This window comes from Moraxella sp. (assembly GCF_030525845.1).
GTDB lineage: Bacteria > Pseudomonadota > Gammaproteobacteria > Pseudomonadales > Moraxellaceae > Moraxella.
This window is the reverse complement of record NZ_JAUNDY010000003.1, coordinates 7083-25092: the sequence shown is the minus strand read 5'-3', so window position 1 is coordinate 25092 and position 18010 is coordinate 7083. Positions and strand designations below refer to the sequence as shown.

The 18010-nt window shown below is 45.9% G+C and carries 15 protein-coding genes; 14 read left to right on the top strand and 1 reads right to left on the bottom strand.

Translation table 11 applies throughout. The features are described 5' to 3' along the window. Window positions 1–2: 2 nt before the first annotated feature. The 10 genes from Q4B79_RS01870 (at window position 3) to Q4B79_RS01825 (ending at window position 10798) form a co-directional block, all read left to right on the top strand. Entirely contained in the window at window positions 3–1235 is a 1233-nt protein-coding gene (locus tag Q4B79_RS01870) for a phospholipase A (RefSeq protein ID WP_303084729.1), read from the top strand. Window positions 1236–1244: 9 nt separating this feature from the next. Continuing rightward, window positions 1245–1973, top strand: coding sequence for a ComF family protein (locus tag Q4B79_RS01865; protein ID WP_303084728.1), 729 nt, complete (start codon window positions 1245–1247; stop codon window positions 1971–1973). Between the two features lie 179 nt (window positions 1974–2152). Next, window positions 2153–2713: a type II secretion system protein gene (locus tag Q4B79_RS01860; RefSeq protein WP_303084727.1), complete on the top strand. Its 561-nt coding sequence runs from the start codon at window positions 2153–2155 to the stop codon at window positions 2711–2713. A gap of 16 nt (window positions 2714–2729) precedes the next feature. Continuing rightward, window positions 2730–3254: a type IV pilus modification protein PilV gene (gene pilV / locus Q4B79_RS01855; protein ID WP_303084726.1), complete on the top strand. Its 525-nt coding sequence runs from the start codon at window positions 2730–2732 to the stop codon at window positions 3252–3254. Next, window positions 3254–4138, top strand: a complete 885-nt coding sequence (locus Q4B79_RS01850) for a PilW family protein (RefSeq protein WP_303084725.1) — start codon at window positions 3254–3256, stop codon at window positions 4136–4138. Before pilV ends, Q4B79_RS01850 begins: the two co-directional genes overlap by 1 nt. 12 nt (window positions 4139–4150) lie before the next feature. Continuing rightward, window positions 4151–4963, top strand: coding sequence for a pilus assembly protein PilX (locus Q4B79_RS01845; RefSeq protein WP_303084724.1), 813 nt, complete (start codon window positions 4151–4153; stop codon window positions 4961–4963). 15 nt (window positions 4964–4978) lie between these two features. Further along, entirely contained in the window at window positions 4979–9028 is a 4050-nt protein-coding gene (locus Q4B79_RS01840; protein ID WP_303084723.1) for a hypothetical protein, read from the top strand. Between the two features lie 8 nt (window positions 9029–9036). Then, complete coding sequence (locus tag Q4B79_RS01835) at window positions 9037–9537, top strand: type IV pilin protein (RefSeq protein WP_303084722.1); 501 nt, start codon at window positions 9037–9039, stop codon at window positions 9535–9537. Continuing rightward, window positions 9531–9953: a type IV pilin protein gene (locus tag Q4B79_RS01830; protein ID WP_303084721.1), complete on the top strand. Its 423-nt coding sequence runs from the start codon at window positions 9531–9533 to the stop codon at window positions 9951–9953. Before Q4B79_RS01835 ends, Q4B79_RS01830 begins: the two co-directional genes overlap by 7 nt. A 44-nt stretch (window positions 9954–9997) precedes the next feature. Further along, complete coding sequence (locus tag Q4B79_RS01825) at window positions 9998–10798, top strand: hypothetical protein (RefSeq protein ID WP_303084720.1); 801 nt, start codon at window positions 9998–10000, stop codon at window positions 10796–10798. A gap of 109 nt (window positions 10799–10907) precedes the next feature. Here the strand turns inward: Q4B79_RS01825 and pal are convergent, their stop codons facing one another. Further along, window positions 10908–11423: a peptidoglycan-associated lipoprotein Pal gene (pal, locus tag Q4B79_RS01820; RefSeq protein WP_303084719.1), complete on the bottom strand. Its 516-nt coding sequence runs from the start codon at window positions 11421–11423 to the stop codon at window positions 10908–10910. Between the two features lie 367 nt (window positions 11424–11790). On the opposite strand from pal, the gene pepN reads away from it, so the two are divergent. The 4 genes from pepN to Q4B79_RS01800 are packed head-to-tail and all read left to right on the top strand — an operon-like array spanning window position 11791 to window position 17966. Further along, on the top strand, window positions 11791–14409 hold the full coding sequence (gene pepN, locus Q4B79_RS01815; protein ID WP_303084718.1) for an aminopeptidase N: 2619 nt from the start codon (window positions 11791–11793) through the stop codon (window positions 14407–14409). Further along, the gene (locus Q4B79_RS01810; protein ID WP_303084717.1) at window positions 14406–15944 is read left to right on the top strand and encodes a hypothetical protein; all 1539 of its coding nucleotides are present in this window, start codon (window positions 14406–14408) and stop codon (window positions 15942–15944) included. The genes pepN and Q4B79_RS01810 overlap by 4 nt, the downstream gene beginning before the upstream one ends. A gap of 7 nt (window positions 15945–15951) precedes the next feature. Next, complete coding sequence (locus Q4B79_RS01805) at window positions 15952–17232, top strand: 3-deoxy-D-manno-octulosonic acid transferase (RefSeq protein ID WP_303084716.1); 1281 nt, start codon at window positions 15952–15954, stop codon at window positions 17230–17232. 2 nt (window positions 17233–17234) lie between these two features. Continuing rightward, a complete protein-coding gene (locus Q4B79_RS01800; RefSeq protein ID WP_303084715.1) occupies window positions 17235–17966 on the top strand; it encodes a 16S rRNA (uracil(1498)-N(3))-methyltransferase in 732 nt (243 codons plus the stop codon). Window positions 17967–18010 lie beyond the last annotated feature (44 nt).

Below are 18010 nucleotides of genomic sequence, written 5' to 3'. Positions count from 1 at the left end.
TTATGAAATTTATCCCAAATCAACTAAGTGTCATGGTGGCACTATCTATTGGCGTGGTAAACATTCAGGCGTGGGCAAATGATACGGCGGCATCTGATGTGTTTGGCGTTGATAGTTCTTTAATTGGCACCCCAGAACAGGGAGAGCAGTTGTTTTTTGATTGTGCTTCTGTGCTTGGTGATGGCGAGAGGTTGGCGTGCTATGACAGCATTGCACAGGGGAAAGTGCCAAGTATTTTGCAAGAAAAACGCCCCCTTGATTTGAGCAAAACCGTCAAAAGCACCATCAAGGGTAACCCCCAGATTATCCTTGCGGATAATCTAGATGAACCGACCTCTCTAAGTCAAGATGACAGCTGGCAAAAGCTATCCATGTCGGATACTAAGGCATTTGATGTGGTGGATAGCAGTAAATATACGCCACTTAGCCTCTCTTATGACCTTGATAAAAACAGCGGAGGGCTGTGGAAAGTGCGTCCGCATAACCCAATGTATATCTTGCCTGTCTATGTCAATGCCAAGCCCAATCGTGAGTTTGCAACGCCCACCCAAGAAGTGCGTACATTTACGGATAATGAGATTCGTAACACAGAGCTCAAATTCCAAATTTCTTTTAAGTCAAAAGTTGCCGAGGATTTATTTGGCAGTAATGCAGATTTGTGGTTTGGTTATACTCAGCAGTCGCATTGGCAGGTGTACAATGAGGATAACTCTCACCCATTTAGGGTGCATGACTATCAGCCAGAGATTTTTTTAACTCAGCCTGTGGTGGCGGATTTACCTTTTAATGGTAAGTTGCGTATGCTTGGCGTGGGTGCAGTGCATCATTCCAATGGCGAGAACGACCCATTATCACGTTCGTGGAATCGTGCTTATGTCATGGCGGGGGCAGAGTGGGGCAACCTAACCATCATGCCACGCCTATGGGCGAGAGTTGCCAAAGATAGTGATAGTGGCAGACCAGATGATAACCCTGACATCAGTGATTTTTATGGTTATGGCGATGTTCGTTTCATGTATCAATTTAAACAAGGCAACCACATTTCAGGATTGGCACGCTACAACCCATCAACCAGCAAGGGGGCATTACAGTTAGATTATGTGCGTCCCATCGGTCGTGGTATCAGTGGTTATGTACAGTTGTTTCATGGCTATGGACAGTCGATTGTGGATTATAACAACGAATCTACTGCCATTGGTGTGGGTGTAATGTTAAATGACTGGATGGGCTTATAATCGTTGAGCGTGTCTAAATTGCCTCCTTATACGCTTGCCATGCTGGCTTCGTATGTGCATGGCATGTGCCATCTGTGTAAGCAGGCAATACCCATCAACCCAGCCAAGAGCGTACAGGGTAACATGCTCGCTCGCTCTCCATTGCTTTGCCATCACTGTCATGAAGCATGGGTGGGTAGGTTGCCTGTTTTTGGGATTGAGGTGACAGATGGCTATATTCCGCTGTATGTTGCCTCTTATTATGATACGCCCCTAAAACACGTGATGAGTGCCTTTAAGGATAAAGGCGAGGTGTCTGCATTGATGGTGTTATATCATTTGCTTAGGTTTATTAAGTTGCCACCCAAGCTAAACGCCACTAACACCGTACTAATCCCTGTGCCAACCACCGACAGCCGTCTGGCAGAGCGTGGCTTTTATCCTGTGGGTGTATTGACTAGATACTTATCTTTTTTATGGCAAATCCCTATTTGGCAGGGCGTAGGTCGTATTGACAACGAAATCCATCAGCGAGGCTTGGGACGTGATGACCGCCTAAATAACGTCAAAGATGATTTTTATGTGGCAGATATCTTGTCTGCTCGTCATGCGATATTGGTCGATGATGTGGTTACCACAGGTTCAACGCTAAGTGCGATGGCTCATGCCTTAACACAAAATTTCCCCAAAACAAACATTCACGCCGTGTGCGTACTGCATGGGCGAGCCGACATGCATTTACCGACTTTTCCGCCGTAATGCCATTTACGCAGATGAGTGGTGTTGGTTTTGTTTGCGGTTTTTGATAGAATGAGTGAACAAATTTTTATTTATTGATGTGTTTTGGCTGCTTAGTATTTAGCTGGGTGAACCTTAGGAATGATTCTTGCAGCTTATCTTGCAATGTATTGTAAAAATTCCCCCAAAAGGTGTTTGTCATGGATTTAACAGGTGTTTCTCGTCAACGTGGCTTTACTTTGGTTGAGATGATGGTTGTCATTGTCATTATGGGTATTTTGGCTGCGATGGCTTACCCTTCTATGACATCACAGATTGCCAATATGCGTATCAAAAGTGCTAAGACCACCATTGCCAGTACCATTAAAGATGCTCAGGCCCAAAGTTCTATTCTTAGAAAGCCTGTGTGGATTGTCATCGAAAAAGACAGTGATGACAAGTTTTCTTTGGTGCTGACAAGCGATGAGCCAAGCTCAACAACTGTGGACGCTGATAAAATTATATCAAGCAACCCCCTGCCAAAATCCATTCGCTTGCTTGATAGTGGTGGCAATGTCATCAACGCCGATAATTCGCTTAGAGTTGTGCCAGCGGGCAGTTTTCAGAGCAAGCAAGGCAGTAGTTACGCACCCACCACACAGGTGTTTTATGCGTGCGACACCATTTACAATGGTAACACCAGTATCGGTCTAAAATTCCAAAACCGTAGCGTGCCAGTCGCCCAAAAATCTACCAGCGAATCTGTGGTTTGTAACTTATAAGTCAGGAGAACATGAGATGAAATTAACTTCCCAGCAACACCAAGCGGGTATTGGTTTGATAGAGGTCTTAGTGGCACTCCTGATTTTGGCAGTGGCAATTTTGGGGTTTAGTGCATTGCAAATGAATGCTCTTAGAACAACTGACGAGAGTATCCTGCGTAGCCGTGCGATGACCGTCATGCGTAGTGGTGCTGAGGTCATGCGACTGCACCATGATGTCATTGACGACTTCAAAAGCCAACTAAATAGCCTGCAAGGTCAGTCCAAAGCTACGCCTGACACTGATTGCATGGACAATGATTGTACCTTTGCTGAATTGGCACAGTACGATGCCACCATGCTGCATAACTACGCCTTTGATAACGAGGTTCAAATTAACATCGATACTTGTGCTGGCACATCAGGCAACCAAACAAGACAATGCATGATAGTAAGTTGGGGCGATACACAGCCAGATTTTAATGGCAATACTAACTCATGTGCCAATGCCAACGGCTTGTATCAGGCACGAGCGACTTGCTTCATCATGGAGGCATATTAATGAAAAAAACAACGACACAGCATGGCTTCACGATGATTGAGTTGATGATTGCCATGGCTTTGGGGCTTATTATCATCGCTGCGGCGGTGGGGGTTTATCTTGCTAATTATCGCAACCTTGCCACCCAAAGAAGTGGTAGCGAAATGCAAAGTGCCAGTATGTTTGGTGTACAGCCTTTGGAGGCTCGTCTGCGTCTAGCGAACTTAGGTAGCGATGTTACAAGCATTACCGATGCGACCGACAACAGCGGTATTGTACTGACATCTGCCAATGCCTCTGCTGTTACGGATACAGCACTGCACTCAAACACAGGTACAGGTTCTTCGAACACCGCCACAGGTAGCGACCAGCTGACCATTCAGTTTACCAATGAAACAGGCTTTGCGATATATGACTGTGAGGGCAATGAAGTAGCGGATAAGGCTCGCAGTATTGAGCGTTATTTTGTACGTAATGGTGCCAACGGCAATCTAGTACTGGCGTGTGATGCAGGTACGTTTAGTGGTGGTGCTTTATCCAACTTCGGTGATGATGGCGTGGAGCTTATCTCTGACGTGGATTTGTTCCGTTACTTGATTGGGGTGCAGACCATTACTAGTGGTGGGACAACAATTCGTTTTTATACCGCAGATAACTACAAGGCTTTGTCTGCTGCTAATAAACCTCAAATTGTCATGATACGAGCGGGTATTATCGCACGTGGTAGTACACCGATGACAGGCTTGGAGGGTCTATCCGAGTTTACTTTGCTAGGACAGAGTGAGACAATCAATGGCGGTGTTAGCACAAACTTCGTGCGTAATACCTTTGAGACGACCACCTTGCTTAGAAATGCACGAGCCATCAGTTATCACGCCAATGACACAGGCATTAATATTAACTAAGACGGAGTAGTGATGAAGCAATCAATCAACCTAAGAGAGCAACAAGGGGCAACGTTAATCGTTGTGTTGCTTGTCCTGCTCCTTGTGATGGTAGCGGGGGCATTGGCAGTGCGTCAAAGCCGTACAGATTTACAAGTGGCGACCAGCGATCAAATTAACACCGTGCTGTTGCAAACCGCTGATAACGCCAACCAAAAACTTGAAACCATCATTAACGGCGATACCAGTAATGCCGACTACCAAAAACTGGTAGAAAACACCAATGGTTTTATTGGGTATTTTTACTCCGATGATACCAGAGACCACCAAGAGCTGATTTATTGCCAGACAGGTAGCGACTTATCCTATTTGGTAAATTCTGCGACGATTAAGTCAGGTACAGGCACAGTCGGAGCTGGTAGTGGGTACTGTGCCAATGGCTCCAACATGAGATACACCAGCAGTCGTGATGTGATGGTCAGCCAAGTGAGTATTCAGCCAGTCAATGAGCACTCATCAGTAGAGGTTGCACCGCTATCAGGTTATGCCACAGGTCAGGATATTAACAGCAAGACCAGTAAAAGCAAGCAGTTTGAGATTAATTCTACTGCCGCTATCCCTGCCTATTCTAGCAAGTCAGACGTGAGTACATGTTTTAGTGGTAGTACTGAGACAGAGGACATCGCCTCATGCTTAGAGGATAGAGGTGTGCCTCAAACGCAAGTATATCAGCTTGCTGACATTTCACATACTACTACCGCCCAAGCGTGTGTTGATTTTGGGAGTAGTTCAGCTCAGACGGGCACAGACAGTAGTGGGGCTACTCGCCTGCTTTGCCTAAACTAAACGTGAGATAAGACAATGAAAAAACTAAAAAAAACCACTTACACACCCACCATCAAATCCCTAGTCTTTGCAGTTAGTACCGCTTTGATGGCAACGGCTACCGCTCATGCCAAGACCAAAGCCATCGGCGACCTAGAAATCTACGAAGCCGCCAAGGGTGGTGCGGCTGTACTAACTATGATGCTTGATATTTCAGGTTCGATGGGTGCTTGCGACTATAATGGTCGACAATATAGTACAACCAATATTTCAACATTTCGCACTTATACGCTAAAAGATGCTAATGGTAATACCATCACAAAGATTAAACACGATGATGGTACCGAAGAGAATATCTCTGGTAAAGTACAGGTTTATATGCGGCAGTGCACGCCTACCATTAATAGGCAACAAATCGTTTTGGTGGATCGTCTTGCTACGTTAAAAGATGCCATATTAAACTTAGTGTCTGATAGCAACAACCTGTCTGAAGATTATAGAATGGGTGTTGGTGTGTACTCTGATGTGCGTTATAGTACCTCTCGTATACTCGTGCCAGCACACAAGCTAACGGATGCCCATCGCTGGCGAATCATGCAAGAAGTAGCAAAACTATCCAGTGGTGGTCGTACACCAACAGCACTGGCGTACTCTGATGCAGCAGCTTATATGTTTGGTACAGCTACTGGGGATCTATCAGATACAGTGTCGGCACGTTATATACCAAAAATGGTAGCGAATTGGACTCCTAGTGTCAGTAAATGGAATTTGAATATGGTGTATGGTTCGTATTATGGTCCGAATGCGACAGGGTTAATGACTCCACTAAGCACCAACCCAGTGACTAGCATATACCCCTATCCAGATGGTTGGTTTGTCGATCAATATAACAACACCTTTACTTCAACGCCATATATTTCTCAGCTAGACCCTTCGTTTTTTGTGAATGCAACCCATGCCATCACTACTGGTAGTAGCTTAGCGACATGTGTTGCTCAGGGCATGGGAGCACCTAGGGTAATTGAGCTGGTAAATGGTAGAATTCCTACCAGTGTATCCATTAATCCTACTTGTGATACTTCGGTTACTTTCGCCCAAGAAATAAAAGGCTATCGCAGAACAACACCTGCAGATGACAGACCGGGTATCCAGTGGTCGGTGGCTGACTCCAAAAAAGCAGATGGTAAGACCTATGACTCGCCCATTAAGGACGATGAATGTAACGGTAACGGTATCTACTTCTTGACAGATGGTGCTCCTAACGACGGTGATAATGCCATTGCTACTTATATGGGTAGAGCTCTAAATTCTGCTTTCTCCTATGACACAGTGATGCCTGATGAAACAGGCAGTGCTGGCGATAGGAGTTGGACGGCGGTTGCTTCTTTTGCTAAACGACTCAATTCAACCAACAACCCCTTGGGACAACCCATCAAGACAGCAACGGTGGGCTTTGGTTATGAGTTCCACCAAAACTCTACATCTACCGTGACCAAAATCGTTGATGGTGAAGAGGTTCAAGTAACGAATTGTGATGCACTGAACTCAGCGGATGCTCGTAACCTATGCCGTTGGGGCGAGAGAGGTTATGGCTATGGCGAGGGTGGCTTTTTGGCGACTTCGGACTCAGAAGCTCTCAAAAATAACGTGATTAGTTTTGCTAAGAGCCTCCAAACAGAGATACCTCCATCTATCTCAGGGACGATCAGCATTCCTGATGACCCGTACAGTATCTCTGCCCAGCAGGCGATAGCTTATATGCCAACGATTGAAGCTAGGGCTTCTGATAAGGACACCATCTGGCCAGGTAACCTCAAAAAGTACACGTTGGACGCTGGTACGCCATACGGCAAGCGAGCTAGCAGCTCGGGTACTTACGAAAAAGTTCGTCTCTATAAAGATGATGGCTCGCTAAACAGTAACGTGCAAGACCTATGGAGTAATAGTGCCTCAGGTAATGACTTGGTAACGGTAGGTGGTGTATACAGTCATCTTGCCAGCCCAAATACCACTGTAAATAACGTCCGCACCGTCTATGTCGAGGATACAGGGGCAGATGGCAAGCCAGTGCTTCGTCAGTTTGGTGTAAATACACAAGGCCATATTATCCTAGATGGTCAGCGTTATTCTGCCACCAATGATTTTAGGGATAGAGCAACATATACTAGTACAAATGTCAAGTATCTACTCAAATTCCTGGGCTTTGATACTGCCACTGTGAATGCCATTTCAAATCTTTATGCGGCGACACTTACTAGACAAGCCCAAGAGATAAAAGTCATGGGTGCTAGCCCTCACTCAGTGCCTGCACTATTATCTTACAAGGGTACGATAGACGCAAACAGTCAGGTAACGTCTCGTGAGGACTATTTGGTATATGGCTCAATGGACGGTGCGTTGCACGTGGTTGACGCCAAAGATGCAAGCGATGGGGGCGGCACAGAGAAGTTTGCCTTTATTCCTAAGGTTATGATTCAAACACAGCCTTCTGCCCTAGAAAGAGGCTCTCAAGATGCTGTAAATACTGGTTATCCTAAGTTTGGTGTTGATGCACCTTGGCATGTGGCAGCTTCTTACGAGGCAGATTATCAGCAGTCTGCAATGGTGCCATCTGAGGACATCTATGCCTATGGTGGTCTACGTCTAGGTGGCGAGGGTCTATACGGTCTAAATCTAGGCAAGAGTAGCTCTACCACACCAACTCTGGCATTTGCCCTCACGCCAAACACCGCTGGATTTGGTCGCTTAGGTCAGATTTGGAGTAAGCCAGTTTCTGCTAAGATTAGGGATGCACAAGGCAATGCCAAAGACGTACTTATCTTTGGCGGTGGCTATGATTTATGCTACGAAAACGCAGAGTTTCAGGTAGATCTATCAGGCAGCTATGGTATTGCCTCCAATCAGCGAGGCGAATCATGTAATGCCAAAACCCAAGCGGTGGGTAACGCTGTTTATATGGTTGATGCCAAGACGGGCAGTTTGATTTGGTCGGCATCTAACAGCTCAAATACCGAGGGTGCTTCTACTACCCACAGCGACATCAAGCACAGTATCGTCGGTGAGGTAAACACCATTGATAGAAACGGCGATGGTTATATTGACGCTATTTATTTTGCAGACTTGGGTGGTCAGATTTTCCGTGCCGATGCTACCAGCACCTCAAATGGTATCCCCAATCGTGTAACTCGTATCCTAAAACGAGACAGCGAGGTGGTTAGTAAGTACGTGCGTCGTTTCTACGAAAAGCCTGTATTGAGTGTATATAGTGATAGTAGCTATAATGGTGGTCGTCGTTTTGTGCTTATTAATGCCATTTCAGGCGATAGAAGTAACCCAACCTCCACCATGCGTGAGACGCAAGCGAATGCTGATAGAGTGTACGGCATCATGGATACAGACATCGGTCTATCCAATGCTGACTTTTATGGCGATAATGCGACATTGTCAGTAAAAGATGTAAGTTCTAGCACTTTGGAGGATTTGTCTTCGGCGATTACCACTGATAACACCAAAGAGAAAAAGATTGAAAATGTTAAGAGCAAGAAAGGTTGGTACTATCCATTGAGCTACTTTGATGGCTATACTAACGTTAAGTATACTAAGGGTATTGGCAAGTCTGAAGTGATTTCATCTCTGTTGTACACTTCTGTATACAACCCTGATAAGAGTTATGGTGAAACCAACGCATGTGTTTCGTCTATCATTGGTGGTTCTGAATACCAAATGTACTGCCTGCCATTTGGGGTATGTATGAGTGATAGTTCAAAAAATGGTCGTGGTGGCTTCTTGTCAGCAGGTCAAGGCATTAGAGAGTTGACCTTAGGTCCAGTCAGCGATACAGCGACAGGTAGAAATCAGCGTGTTCTGATTTCAAGTGTGGCAGTAAATGAATCTCTTGTTGGCGAAAATGGTAGCGTTAGCAACCGCATCGACTATGGCGAAGGCGTATCAGATAGCAGCCTAAAAAATCAAAGTAGCGATACGACAGCTACCGGTGGCGATGGCTCTATGCCAATCATTCTATTTGATTCACGCTTTGTAATGCAGCCGCAACGCTGGTATGACAATAGCACGAAGAGTAACTAAGGTGAGCCATGAAACATAATCAAGGATTTACGCTGGTTGAGTTAGTGATAGCTTTGGCAATATTGGCGGTACTTGCTTCCATTGCTTACGGCTCGTACACTCGCTATATTGTCCGTAATGCCGAAGCTCAGGCAGTAGCAAGAATGCAGTCGCTGTCTATGGAGATGGAGCGGTATCGTTCTAGCCGTCTGACTTATAAAGGTTTTGCTCCTAAAAAAATCTCTGGTGGCACAGAGTCATACGCCTATGAGGACGGTTCTAAGACCGTCCACACCAATGACACCAAAAACCGTTATATCATTGCTATTACTGATGTGGAGGGTAGAGCATTGGGCGATGCTGATGCTAATGGTAGTCAGTGGGTTATGTTGGCAACGCCAAATGATGAAGCGATGTCTGCTATTAAGTATAAGTACTTTTTGTCAAGTACAGGTCAAAGATGTCGTAGTATGGAATCAGATTTTAGTTATACAACCGATTGTACAGGTGCAGGAGTGGAGTCATGGTAAATCAAAAGGGCTTTACGCTTATTGAGCTTGTGATTGCAGTAGCAATTATTGGTGTATTATCTGCCATCGCCTACCCCAACTACCAAAAATATGTCATCAAAACCAAGCGTGCTGATATGATGGCGGAGCTGACCTCAATGGGTGGCAAAATAGAGTCCGCCAAGTTGGCTCAGGGGTCGTACTCTCGTGTCAATACAGGCGATTATCAAGGAAACTTCCCAAAAACAGGCGTGACACTTTATACTACGCAAATGACTACCGTTAATGATGACAGTGGGCGTGTTACGGGCTGGACGTTAACAGCAACACCCGTCTCTGGTACGATGATGGCAGATGATGGGACGCTTACCTATAATCATCAAGGGGTAAAATGCCGAAGCACCCAGTGTGGTACAGGCGATGAGTGGAAAGACTAAGAAAGCTATCTTAGTTGTTGTTTTTAACCAATGTGGAGAATGTAATGAAGCTTTTTAAATTAAGTGCTTTGGTAGCTACTGCGGTGCTTTCTAATGTAGCAATGGCTGGTGTGATTTCTGATGTGGGCGATACCATTGCAGATGCAGGTAGTACCATCGTAGATGGTGGTAAGACAGTATTTACCACTCTATCTAAGCCAGGTGCGGTCAATGTTGAGGTGGGCACACTAGGTTATGGTGCGAGCATTGCATGGTCAGCCAACGAATCCACAGAGGTGGTGGCAGGTTGGAATGGTGCTAAATTTGACATCAATGCTGACATTGGTGGTAACGACTCCATCATCAACTGGAATAAAGTATTGGGCGATGAGTGGGGCGATTATACTGGTAGGCTAAATCTAGATGTTGACCTAAGCAACCCTTATGTTGGTGTTAACCTACGTCCATGGAAAAATCAGTTTACTGTGGGTACGGGCATGATTTTCCAAGACAACAATTTCACGGCTACACTTACCTCTGATGAGCTTGCCAAAATTACCGTTGATGGTAAAGAATACCAAGTAAAAGGCGATGTTCAGGTTAGAGCCAAATCTGGTAATGCCCTAGCACCATACCTAACCATCGGTGTTAAGCCAAATACCAACAGCCTAAACCGTTTGGGCTTCTTTGGGGAAGTAGGTGCGGCATATACTGGCAAATACAAAACCCAAGTTGAGGTTGCCACCGATGCCCAAATTACTGGCGGTACAGTAGAGGAGTTAGAACGTGATTTAAGAGAAAAAATCAACGACAATAACATCTCTTGGTACCCAATCTTTAAAGTGGGTGCAACCTACCGCTTCTAATCGCCTTTATTGTGTGATTGCCAAAACAGCTCCTGATGGGGCTGTTTTTTTATTTTAAAATTAACAAATAAAAAGCCCACTTGAGAAAGTGGGCTTTGGTGTGTGTAAATTAGTAGCTAAGTTCGGCACGGCGGTTTTGAGACCATGAAGCTTCGTTTGAACCTGTGGCAACAGGCTGTTCTTCGCCGAAACTGATGATTTCAACATTAGCGGTGTTCACGCCTTTGCTGGCAAGATAGCTACGTACGGCAGCAGCACGACGCTCGCCCAAAGACATGTTGTATTCACGAGTGCCACGCTCATCGGTATGCCCTGCAATCTGCACTCTGGCACCTTGATTGGCATTTAAAAACTGTGCTTGGCGATCAAGAATGGCGGCAGCATCAGAGCGAATGGCATCAGAGTTGAAGTCAAAATGAACCACGTTTTGTAGGCTACGAGCGGCATTTCTGATGGCGTCTGAGTTGTTAACCAATGCACCGCCAGTATAACCACCGCCATGACCGCTACCCAATGGAGCAACCACCACTTGTGATTTTGGTTTTTTGCTGGCACAGCCTGTTACCATCAAGGTGCCCGCTGTCAAAGCCAGTACCAAAGCTTTTGAGATTTTAGAAGTAAGCATAATTGCTCCTTTGAAAAAAACATAAAACTAAGAAATCGCTGTATTTTATCACATTTTGCTATTTAATGACAATTTGCAAAATTAAGTGAAAATTATTGTGCTATGATGACAAAATTATGGTTTTTTGACAAGTCATTTGGGGGTTATTTTTGGGTATACTCAGCGGATTTTTTTTGGGATTTTGGATGAAGAAGCTTTTGTTGTGATAATTTTCTTATCGTAAATGGATTTAATGGGCGGTGTTTGGGCGTATAATTCTTATGATTAAAATCGCACCGCTTGACGGATTTTGCAAAACACTCTTTTTTTGGGCATAAAAATTTGGTAGTATGATACGTTATTTTTATTATTTTACATCGAGTGTCTCATGAGCGACCTTTCTACCACCGCCAACAAAACCCCCCAAAAGATTTACCTAAAAGATTATACGCCACCTGCGTTTTTGGTTGATGATATTTACTTAGACATTCGTTTGTTTGAGGAATATGCCACAGTAGGGGCGGTCATGACGGTAAGCAAAAACCCCAAAAGCAATCAGCATGAGACGCTGACGCTGTTTGGGCGAGAGCTGGATTTGCAGGCGGTAAGTGTCAATGATGAGGCACTTTCGGAGTCGGATTATCATCAAGATGATGAGCAACTAACCATCCGTGTGCAAGAGGGCTGGGGCGAGCGTTTTTCGGTAGCAACGCAAGTAAAGATCACGCCACAGACTAACACCGCCTTAGAGGGGCTGTATCAAGCTGGCGTGGGTAGGGAGTTGATGTTTGTTACCCAGTGTGAGCCTGAGGGCTTTCGCAAAATTACCTTTTTTCCTGACCGCCCTGATGTACTGTGTGAGTACACCACAAGGGTGGAGGCACCTAAGCGATTTGCCACGCTACTTGCTAATGGGAATTTGGTGGAGATGGGCGATGTGGGAGAGGATAGGCATTTTGCCATTTGGCATGACCCCACCAAAAAGCCCAGCTACCTGTTTGCCTGCGTGATAGGTAACTTTGCGGTGCTGACCGACCGTTTTACGACAATGGAGGGGCGTGAGGTTTTGCTGGAAATTTATGCTGTGCCACATGATATTGATAAGTGCCATGTCGCCATGACCGCCCTAAAAGATGCGATGGTGTGGGACGAGGTACATTATGGGCGAGCATATGACCTTGACCGTTATATGATTGTCGCCACAGGACAATTTAACATGGGGGCGATGGAAAATAAGGGACTAAACATCTTTAATACCTCATGTGTGCTATCCACGCCCAAGACGACCACCGATGAGCGAAGTTTTTATGTGCGTTCCGTGATTGCTCATGAGTATTTTCATAATTGGACGGGCAACCGCATTACCTGCCGTGATTGGTTTCAGCTTTGTTTAAAAGAGGGTTTGACAGTATATCGAGACCAGTCATTTTCGGGCAGTCATCGCTCAAAGGCAGTTCAGCGTATCGAGGACGTGGCGGTGCTTCGTGCCACGCAGTTTCCTGAGGATGCTGGCGTACTGGCTCACCCTGTGCGTCCTGAGAGTTTTGTGGAGATTAATAACTTCTATACTGCTACCGTGTACGAAAAAGGAGCAGAGATTGTTCGTATGATAGCCACGCTACTTGGCGAGCAAAAATTCCGTCAGGGCATGGACGAGTATTTTCGCCGTTATGATGGACAAGCAGTAACCATCGAGGATTTTTTATCAGCGATGAGCGTGGGCGATGAGAGGGTGCTTGACTTTTTGGCGTGGTATCGTCAGGCGGGTACACCAGTTTTATCAGGGGATTTTGATTTTATTGATGATAAAGTGGTGTTAAATTTTCGTCAAAAGACACGCCGTGTTGCAGGGTTAGATGAACCAAAAGCACTGCCCATGCCGATTGATGTGGCGATATTTGATAAAAGCACAGGGCAGATGTTGGCAGAGCGTCTGTGCTATCTGACTGACGAGGAGGGCAGTTTTGTGTTTGAGGGCATTTGTACCGCACAAAATATTCGTCCTGTGGTGTCGGTATTGCGTAATTTTTCGGCACCCGTGCAGTTGGATTTTGTATGTAGCGATGAGGAATTGTCAAAGCTGATTGCCTTTGAGGAGCAGGGTTTTAATCGTTGGCAAGCGGTGCAAACCCTAAACATGCGTCTGTTGATGGGAAGCTCTGATGATGTCAATGTTTTAATTGACGCTCTAAAAACAAGTGTACCAACATTAATAGAGAGCGACCCCATGTTGGCGGCCAGATTGTTTGATTTGACTGGCGAAAAAGAGCTTGCCAGTGCCTACGAGCATGATTATGACCCTGATAAGGTCAAGCACATCAGAGATACGCTCAAACAAAAAATCGCAGACGGTCTGTCTGATGAGATATTTGCTTGGTATGATAAATTGCCAATCACAGAATATGTAGACAGCCCTGACGCTCGTGGCGTGCGATTGCTTCGTAATGTTTTGCTTGACTTGGCGTTAACTACAAACCGACAGCGTGCCGAACCGCTAAGTTATCATCAGTACGATAATGCCACATGCATGAGTGAGAAGTTGGGGGCGTTATCTGCGATGATTGAGTTTGATTTGGGGCGTGCCGATGAATATGTGCAGGCGTTTTATGATGAATTTAGCGATGAAGCACTGGTCATTGATTCGTGGTTTAGCGTGCAGGCAAAGGCAAACAGTCGTGATGTGGCAGACATTGGACGGCTGATGGATAGGGAAGATTATGATTGGCATACCCCCAATCGTGTGCGTACCACCTTGATGGGGCTAACCACCAAGCCCACCCAACTATGGACAAAAGAGGGCTTGGCGTTATTTACCTCAGCTGTGGCAAGATTAGATGACACAAACCCTGTGCTAGCCTCTCGTCTGCTGTCAGCGTTGGCACGCTTTAACACACTTACCTCTGATAGACGTACGATGGCGTATGGATATTTGACTCGCTTAAAGGAGCAAGTAAGCTCCAAAAACGTGCTAGAATTTTTAAATAACATGATTAAGGATATGCCATGAGTGCTTTTGTTCAGTTTGAATTTGATAATGACGTACTTAGGCTGTGGCAAAGTATCCCTGCTGGCGGAAAAAACTTCGCTTATCATCAAAGACTTGCCAATCTTGCTGGTGCAGAGGAGGCGACTTGGGGGGTAAATCTGGACAGCCTAAAAGTGGTGGACGTACTGTTGTCGGCGATTAAGTCGGATTTGGCTGGCAAAAACATCACAGAGGAGCGTGCAGTGGCTCACCCTGATTTTGCTCGGCTGTTTGTCGTGCTATTTTATCATGTGGTGGCGGTCATTGATGGGGTGTTATCAGTTTTGGCAAAATCAACTGCCATGCCTAAGCCCAAGCTGACAATTTATACCGCAGATGGTTTTGGGCGTGTGTATGCTCGCCTGTTTTCGTCCATGCAAGAGGCTTTTGCTTCGGTTGTGATGGCAGATGAATTGGATGACTTTTATTATGGGGCTGGCGTGCTGTGTCAGGGGGTCAATCCTGCTGGGCGTGAGGTGGCGACAAGGCTGTTTATTTTGCCAATCATAGCCACACGATTGTTTGGCTCTATGGAGCGTGCGTTTGCCTCAGACTTAAATGACGATGGACAAAAAATAGGCACGGCAGAAGACAGCTTATACTGGGCGGTGCATGATTTTATTGAGCGAATTAAGGCTCTACAAAGTAGCGATGGCGGCAGCAATCATGCCAAAGCATTATTTTGTCAAACCTCCCAATCGCCCAAAACAGACGTATCATCAAACACAAATTCCATTGCCGAGCCTATCCCCCAAGCTCCAAATCAGCCTTCACAAAACACGCCAAGCCCTCAAAACCCTATGCCAACTTCCGTTGTAAATCCTACATCAAGCACACCCCAAAAGTCTCATGTTTTGCCTCCATCAGCTTATAAGCAAAAAGCAAGGGCCTCGCACACACCCAAGCTTTTTTTGGAGGCATATCAGGATTTGAAAAATATAAACACACCCAGCGACGCTGTTCACGATTACCAAAGAGCGAGTATGACGCTTAATAAATTTGATGAATTCATCGAAGATAAGCTGTCAAAAGGCGACTTGCTAGATAATATCACGTTTAGCGACCAACAACAACATATCCGCAAGCAGGCTCTATCTTTGCTTGTGGGGCTAATTAAGCAGGGCAACACCTCTGCCATGCTTCGTTTGGCGTTATATTATTTTGAAGGGCGTGGCGTGGGTATAGATGTAGCAAAAGCCACCATGCTAACCAAAAGAGCCAGCGAGGCTGGGGATATTCGAGCTCAAAAACTGCTCAGTCGCTTGTACTATCAGGGGTTTCGTGCGGACGATGGCGGTGTGGCGATGGACGTGATGTTGGGGGAACATTGGCTAAAAAAATCGGCAGATGGCGGACACCCTGAGGCAAAAAAAGTCTGTGCCTACATGAATCAAGTAGAAGTCCTAAAAGACAGCTATCGCACCGAAAAAGCCTCCGACAAACGCTATGGCATGCTACTTTTGGGCGTGAGCGTGGGAGCGTTGTTGCTTCTTATTGTGCTTAGTATCATATTGTAGGGTGGATATGGTCATAAATTCGCCTTGGTATTATCGCTTTGTTATTGCCTTTGCAAAGCCTCTATACCGCTTATCACTCGCCAGAAAACGAGCCAAACTTCCTTATTATGAGCGTGAAATTAACGAGAGGTTTGGATATCATTATCTGCCTGCTCCCACAGGTGCTAGGGGGGTAATTTGGTGTCATGCGGTGTCGCTTGGGGAATTAAACACCGCTTATCCTTTGCTAAAAATGTTACTAGATTCAGGTTTTGGGCTGTGGATAACTAGCACTACTCAGACTGGTTTTGCAAGGGCGGATAAGCTGTTTGGTGATGAGCTTGGGGGGCGTGTTCAGCACAGTTTTGTGCCTGTGGACGATGTGGGAGTGGTTCGGCGGTTTTTGTCTCATACATCTTTTAAGATGGCGATATTTATTGAAACTGAACTTTGGGCAAATACTTTGTATCTTTTGGCAAAAAATAACATTCCTAGCGTGCTGGTAAATGCCAGACTTACCCAAAGCTCCTTTGTTAGTTACCAAAAATTTTCACGCCTTAGCCGTGCCATGATGACAAACTTGTCTTATATCATCGCCCAAGATGATAGCAGTCGTGATAATTTCATCGCTCTTGGGGCGAGGGCGGATAAGGTGGGTAGGGCATATTCTTTAAAATGGTGTACTCAGGCACGTCATGATTTGCCGATTTATCATGAAATGCAGACATGGCACATCAAAAACCGCCCCATCTGGGTCATGGCAAGCACGCACGCAGGCGAGGAAGCGTTGGCACTTGATGTGCACCAAAAACTACTGGCGGATTCTGAAAATGCATTACTTATCCTAGTGCCACGTCACCCAGAGCGTTTTGAGGAAGTGGCGACGTTGTGCAAGGGGTTCATTTGCCATCGGCGAAGTTGTGATGAGGCGATTTTTGGGGATACCCAAGTGTATCTAGCAGACAGTATGGGCGAGCTTTTGGCGTGGTATGGCATCTGTCAGGTGGCGGTGGTAGGTGGTTCATTTGTGGATAAAGGGGGGCATAACCCCATTGAGCCTGCCAGCGTCGGTACGCCTGTTGTCATGGGACGGTACGTCAAAAACTGTACGGACATCGTCTCAGATTTGATGGCAGTAGGCGGACTTATCCAAACTGACGATGAGGGGCTGTATGAGGTCGTCAAAGCATGGCTGACCGACCCAGAGTCTGCTGGTGTGGCAGGAGAATCGGCAAAGGCATTGACAAAACAAAGAGCAAATGCGGATAAAGAGCAATTTGAGCTTTTAATGGCTGTATTAAAGGTGTGATGATGAACGTATTAATTTTACCCAAAGCCTCAATAAATCACACCGATGGTACCGCCATCATTACCGATGTTAACCAACTTACGCACATCAAGACGGTATTAAAGGCAGATGTGGGCGACACCCTCAAAATTGGCGAGTTGGGTGGTTATCTAGGAATGGGTAAAATTGGTCGGCTCGATGATGAGAGTTGTGTGTTGGTAGATGTCTTACTAAACCAACCACCGCCTCCCAAACTGGGTGTTACCGTCATTCTTGCTTTGCCACGACCAAAGGTGCTACGGCGACTGATGTTGGACATGACAGCCTTTGGAGTAAACGAAATCATTCTCATCAATAGCGTACGCACCGACAAAAGCTACTGGGGTTCTCCTCTATTGGCTAGGCTTGACGAGTTTGTGTTGGAGGGGCTTCAACAAGGCATGGACAGCATGCCACCGACCATCAGACTTGCCAAGCGGTTTAAGCCCTTTGTGCAAGATGAGTTGTCACAGTTGATGGTGGGTGGCAGGGCGGTGGTTTTTCACCCTTATGCACAGATGGGTTTTGATGGGTTTTTGACAAAAGCGCAAACCCTGCCAAAAGTCGTTATCATCGGAGCGGAGGGGGGATTTGTGCCATATGAGATTGAGCTTTTGCAGAGTGTGGGTGTGAGGGCATTGACTTTTGGCGAGCGAATACTGCGAACCGAAAGTGCGGTCAGTGCTGTGCTTGGGCGATGGCTTGTTGGGATATAAACCAAAAAAAAAAGTGGGGGGGGGGGGGTAACGCCTTGTCAGTA

Coding starts and splice junctions, on each gene's coding strand:
- Q4B79_RS01860 (WP_303084727.1), top strand. CDS start 2,153: ATGGATTTAACAGGTGTTTCTCGTCAACGTGGCTTTACTTTGGTTGAG.
- Q4B79_RS01810 (WP_303084717.1), top strand. CDS start 14,406: ATGAGTGCTTTTGTTCAGTTTGAATTTGATAATGACGTACTTAGGCTG.
- Q4B79_RS01830 (WP_303084721.1), top strand. CDS start 9,531: ATGGTAAATCAAAAGGGCTTTACGCTTATTGAGCTTGTGATTGCAGTA.
- Q4B79_RS01845 (WP_303084724.1), top strand. CDS start 4,151: ATGAAGCAATCAATCAACCTAAGAGAGCAACAAGGGGCAACGTTAATC.
- pilV (WP_303084726.1), top strand. CDS start 2,730: ATGAAATTAACTTCCCAGCAACACCAAGCGGGTATTGGTTTGATAGAG.
- pal (WP_303084719.1), bottom strand. CDS start 11,423: ATGCTTACTTCTAAAATCTCAAAAGCTTTGGTACTGGCTTTGACAGCG.
- Q4B79_RS01805 (WP_303084716.1), top strand. CDS start 15,952: ATGGTCATAAATTCGCCTTGGTATTATCGCTTTGTTATTGCCTTTGCA.
- Q4B79_RS01835 (WP_303084722.1), top strand. CDS start 9,037: ATGAAACATAATCAAGGATTTACGCTGGTTGAGTTAGTGATAGCTTTG.
- Q4B79_RS01825 (WP_303084720.1), top strand. CDS start 9,998: ATGAAGCTTTTTAAATTAAGTGCTTTGGTAGCTACTGCGGTGCTTTCT.
- Q4B79_RS01850 (WP_303084725.1), top strand. CDS start 3,254: ATGAAAAAAACAACGACACAGCATGGCTTCACGATGATTGAGTTGATG.
- Q4B79_RS01800 (WP_303084715.1), top strand. CDS start 17,235: ATGAACGTATTAATTTTACCCAAAGCCTCAATAAATCACACCGATGGT.
- pepN (WP_303084718.1), top strand. CDS start 11,791: ATGAGCGACCTTTCTACCACCGCCAACAAAACCCCCCAAAAGATTTAC.
- Q4B79_RS01840 (WP_303084723.1), top strand. CDS start 4,979: ATGAAAAAACTAAAAAAAACCACTTACACACCCACCATCAAATCCCTA.
- Q4B79_RS01870 (WP_303084729.1), top strand. CDS start 3: ATGAAATTTATCCCAAATCAACTAAGTGTCATGGTGGCACTATCTATT.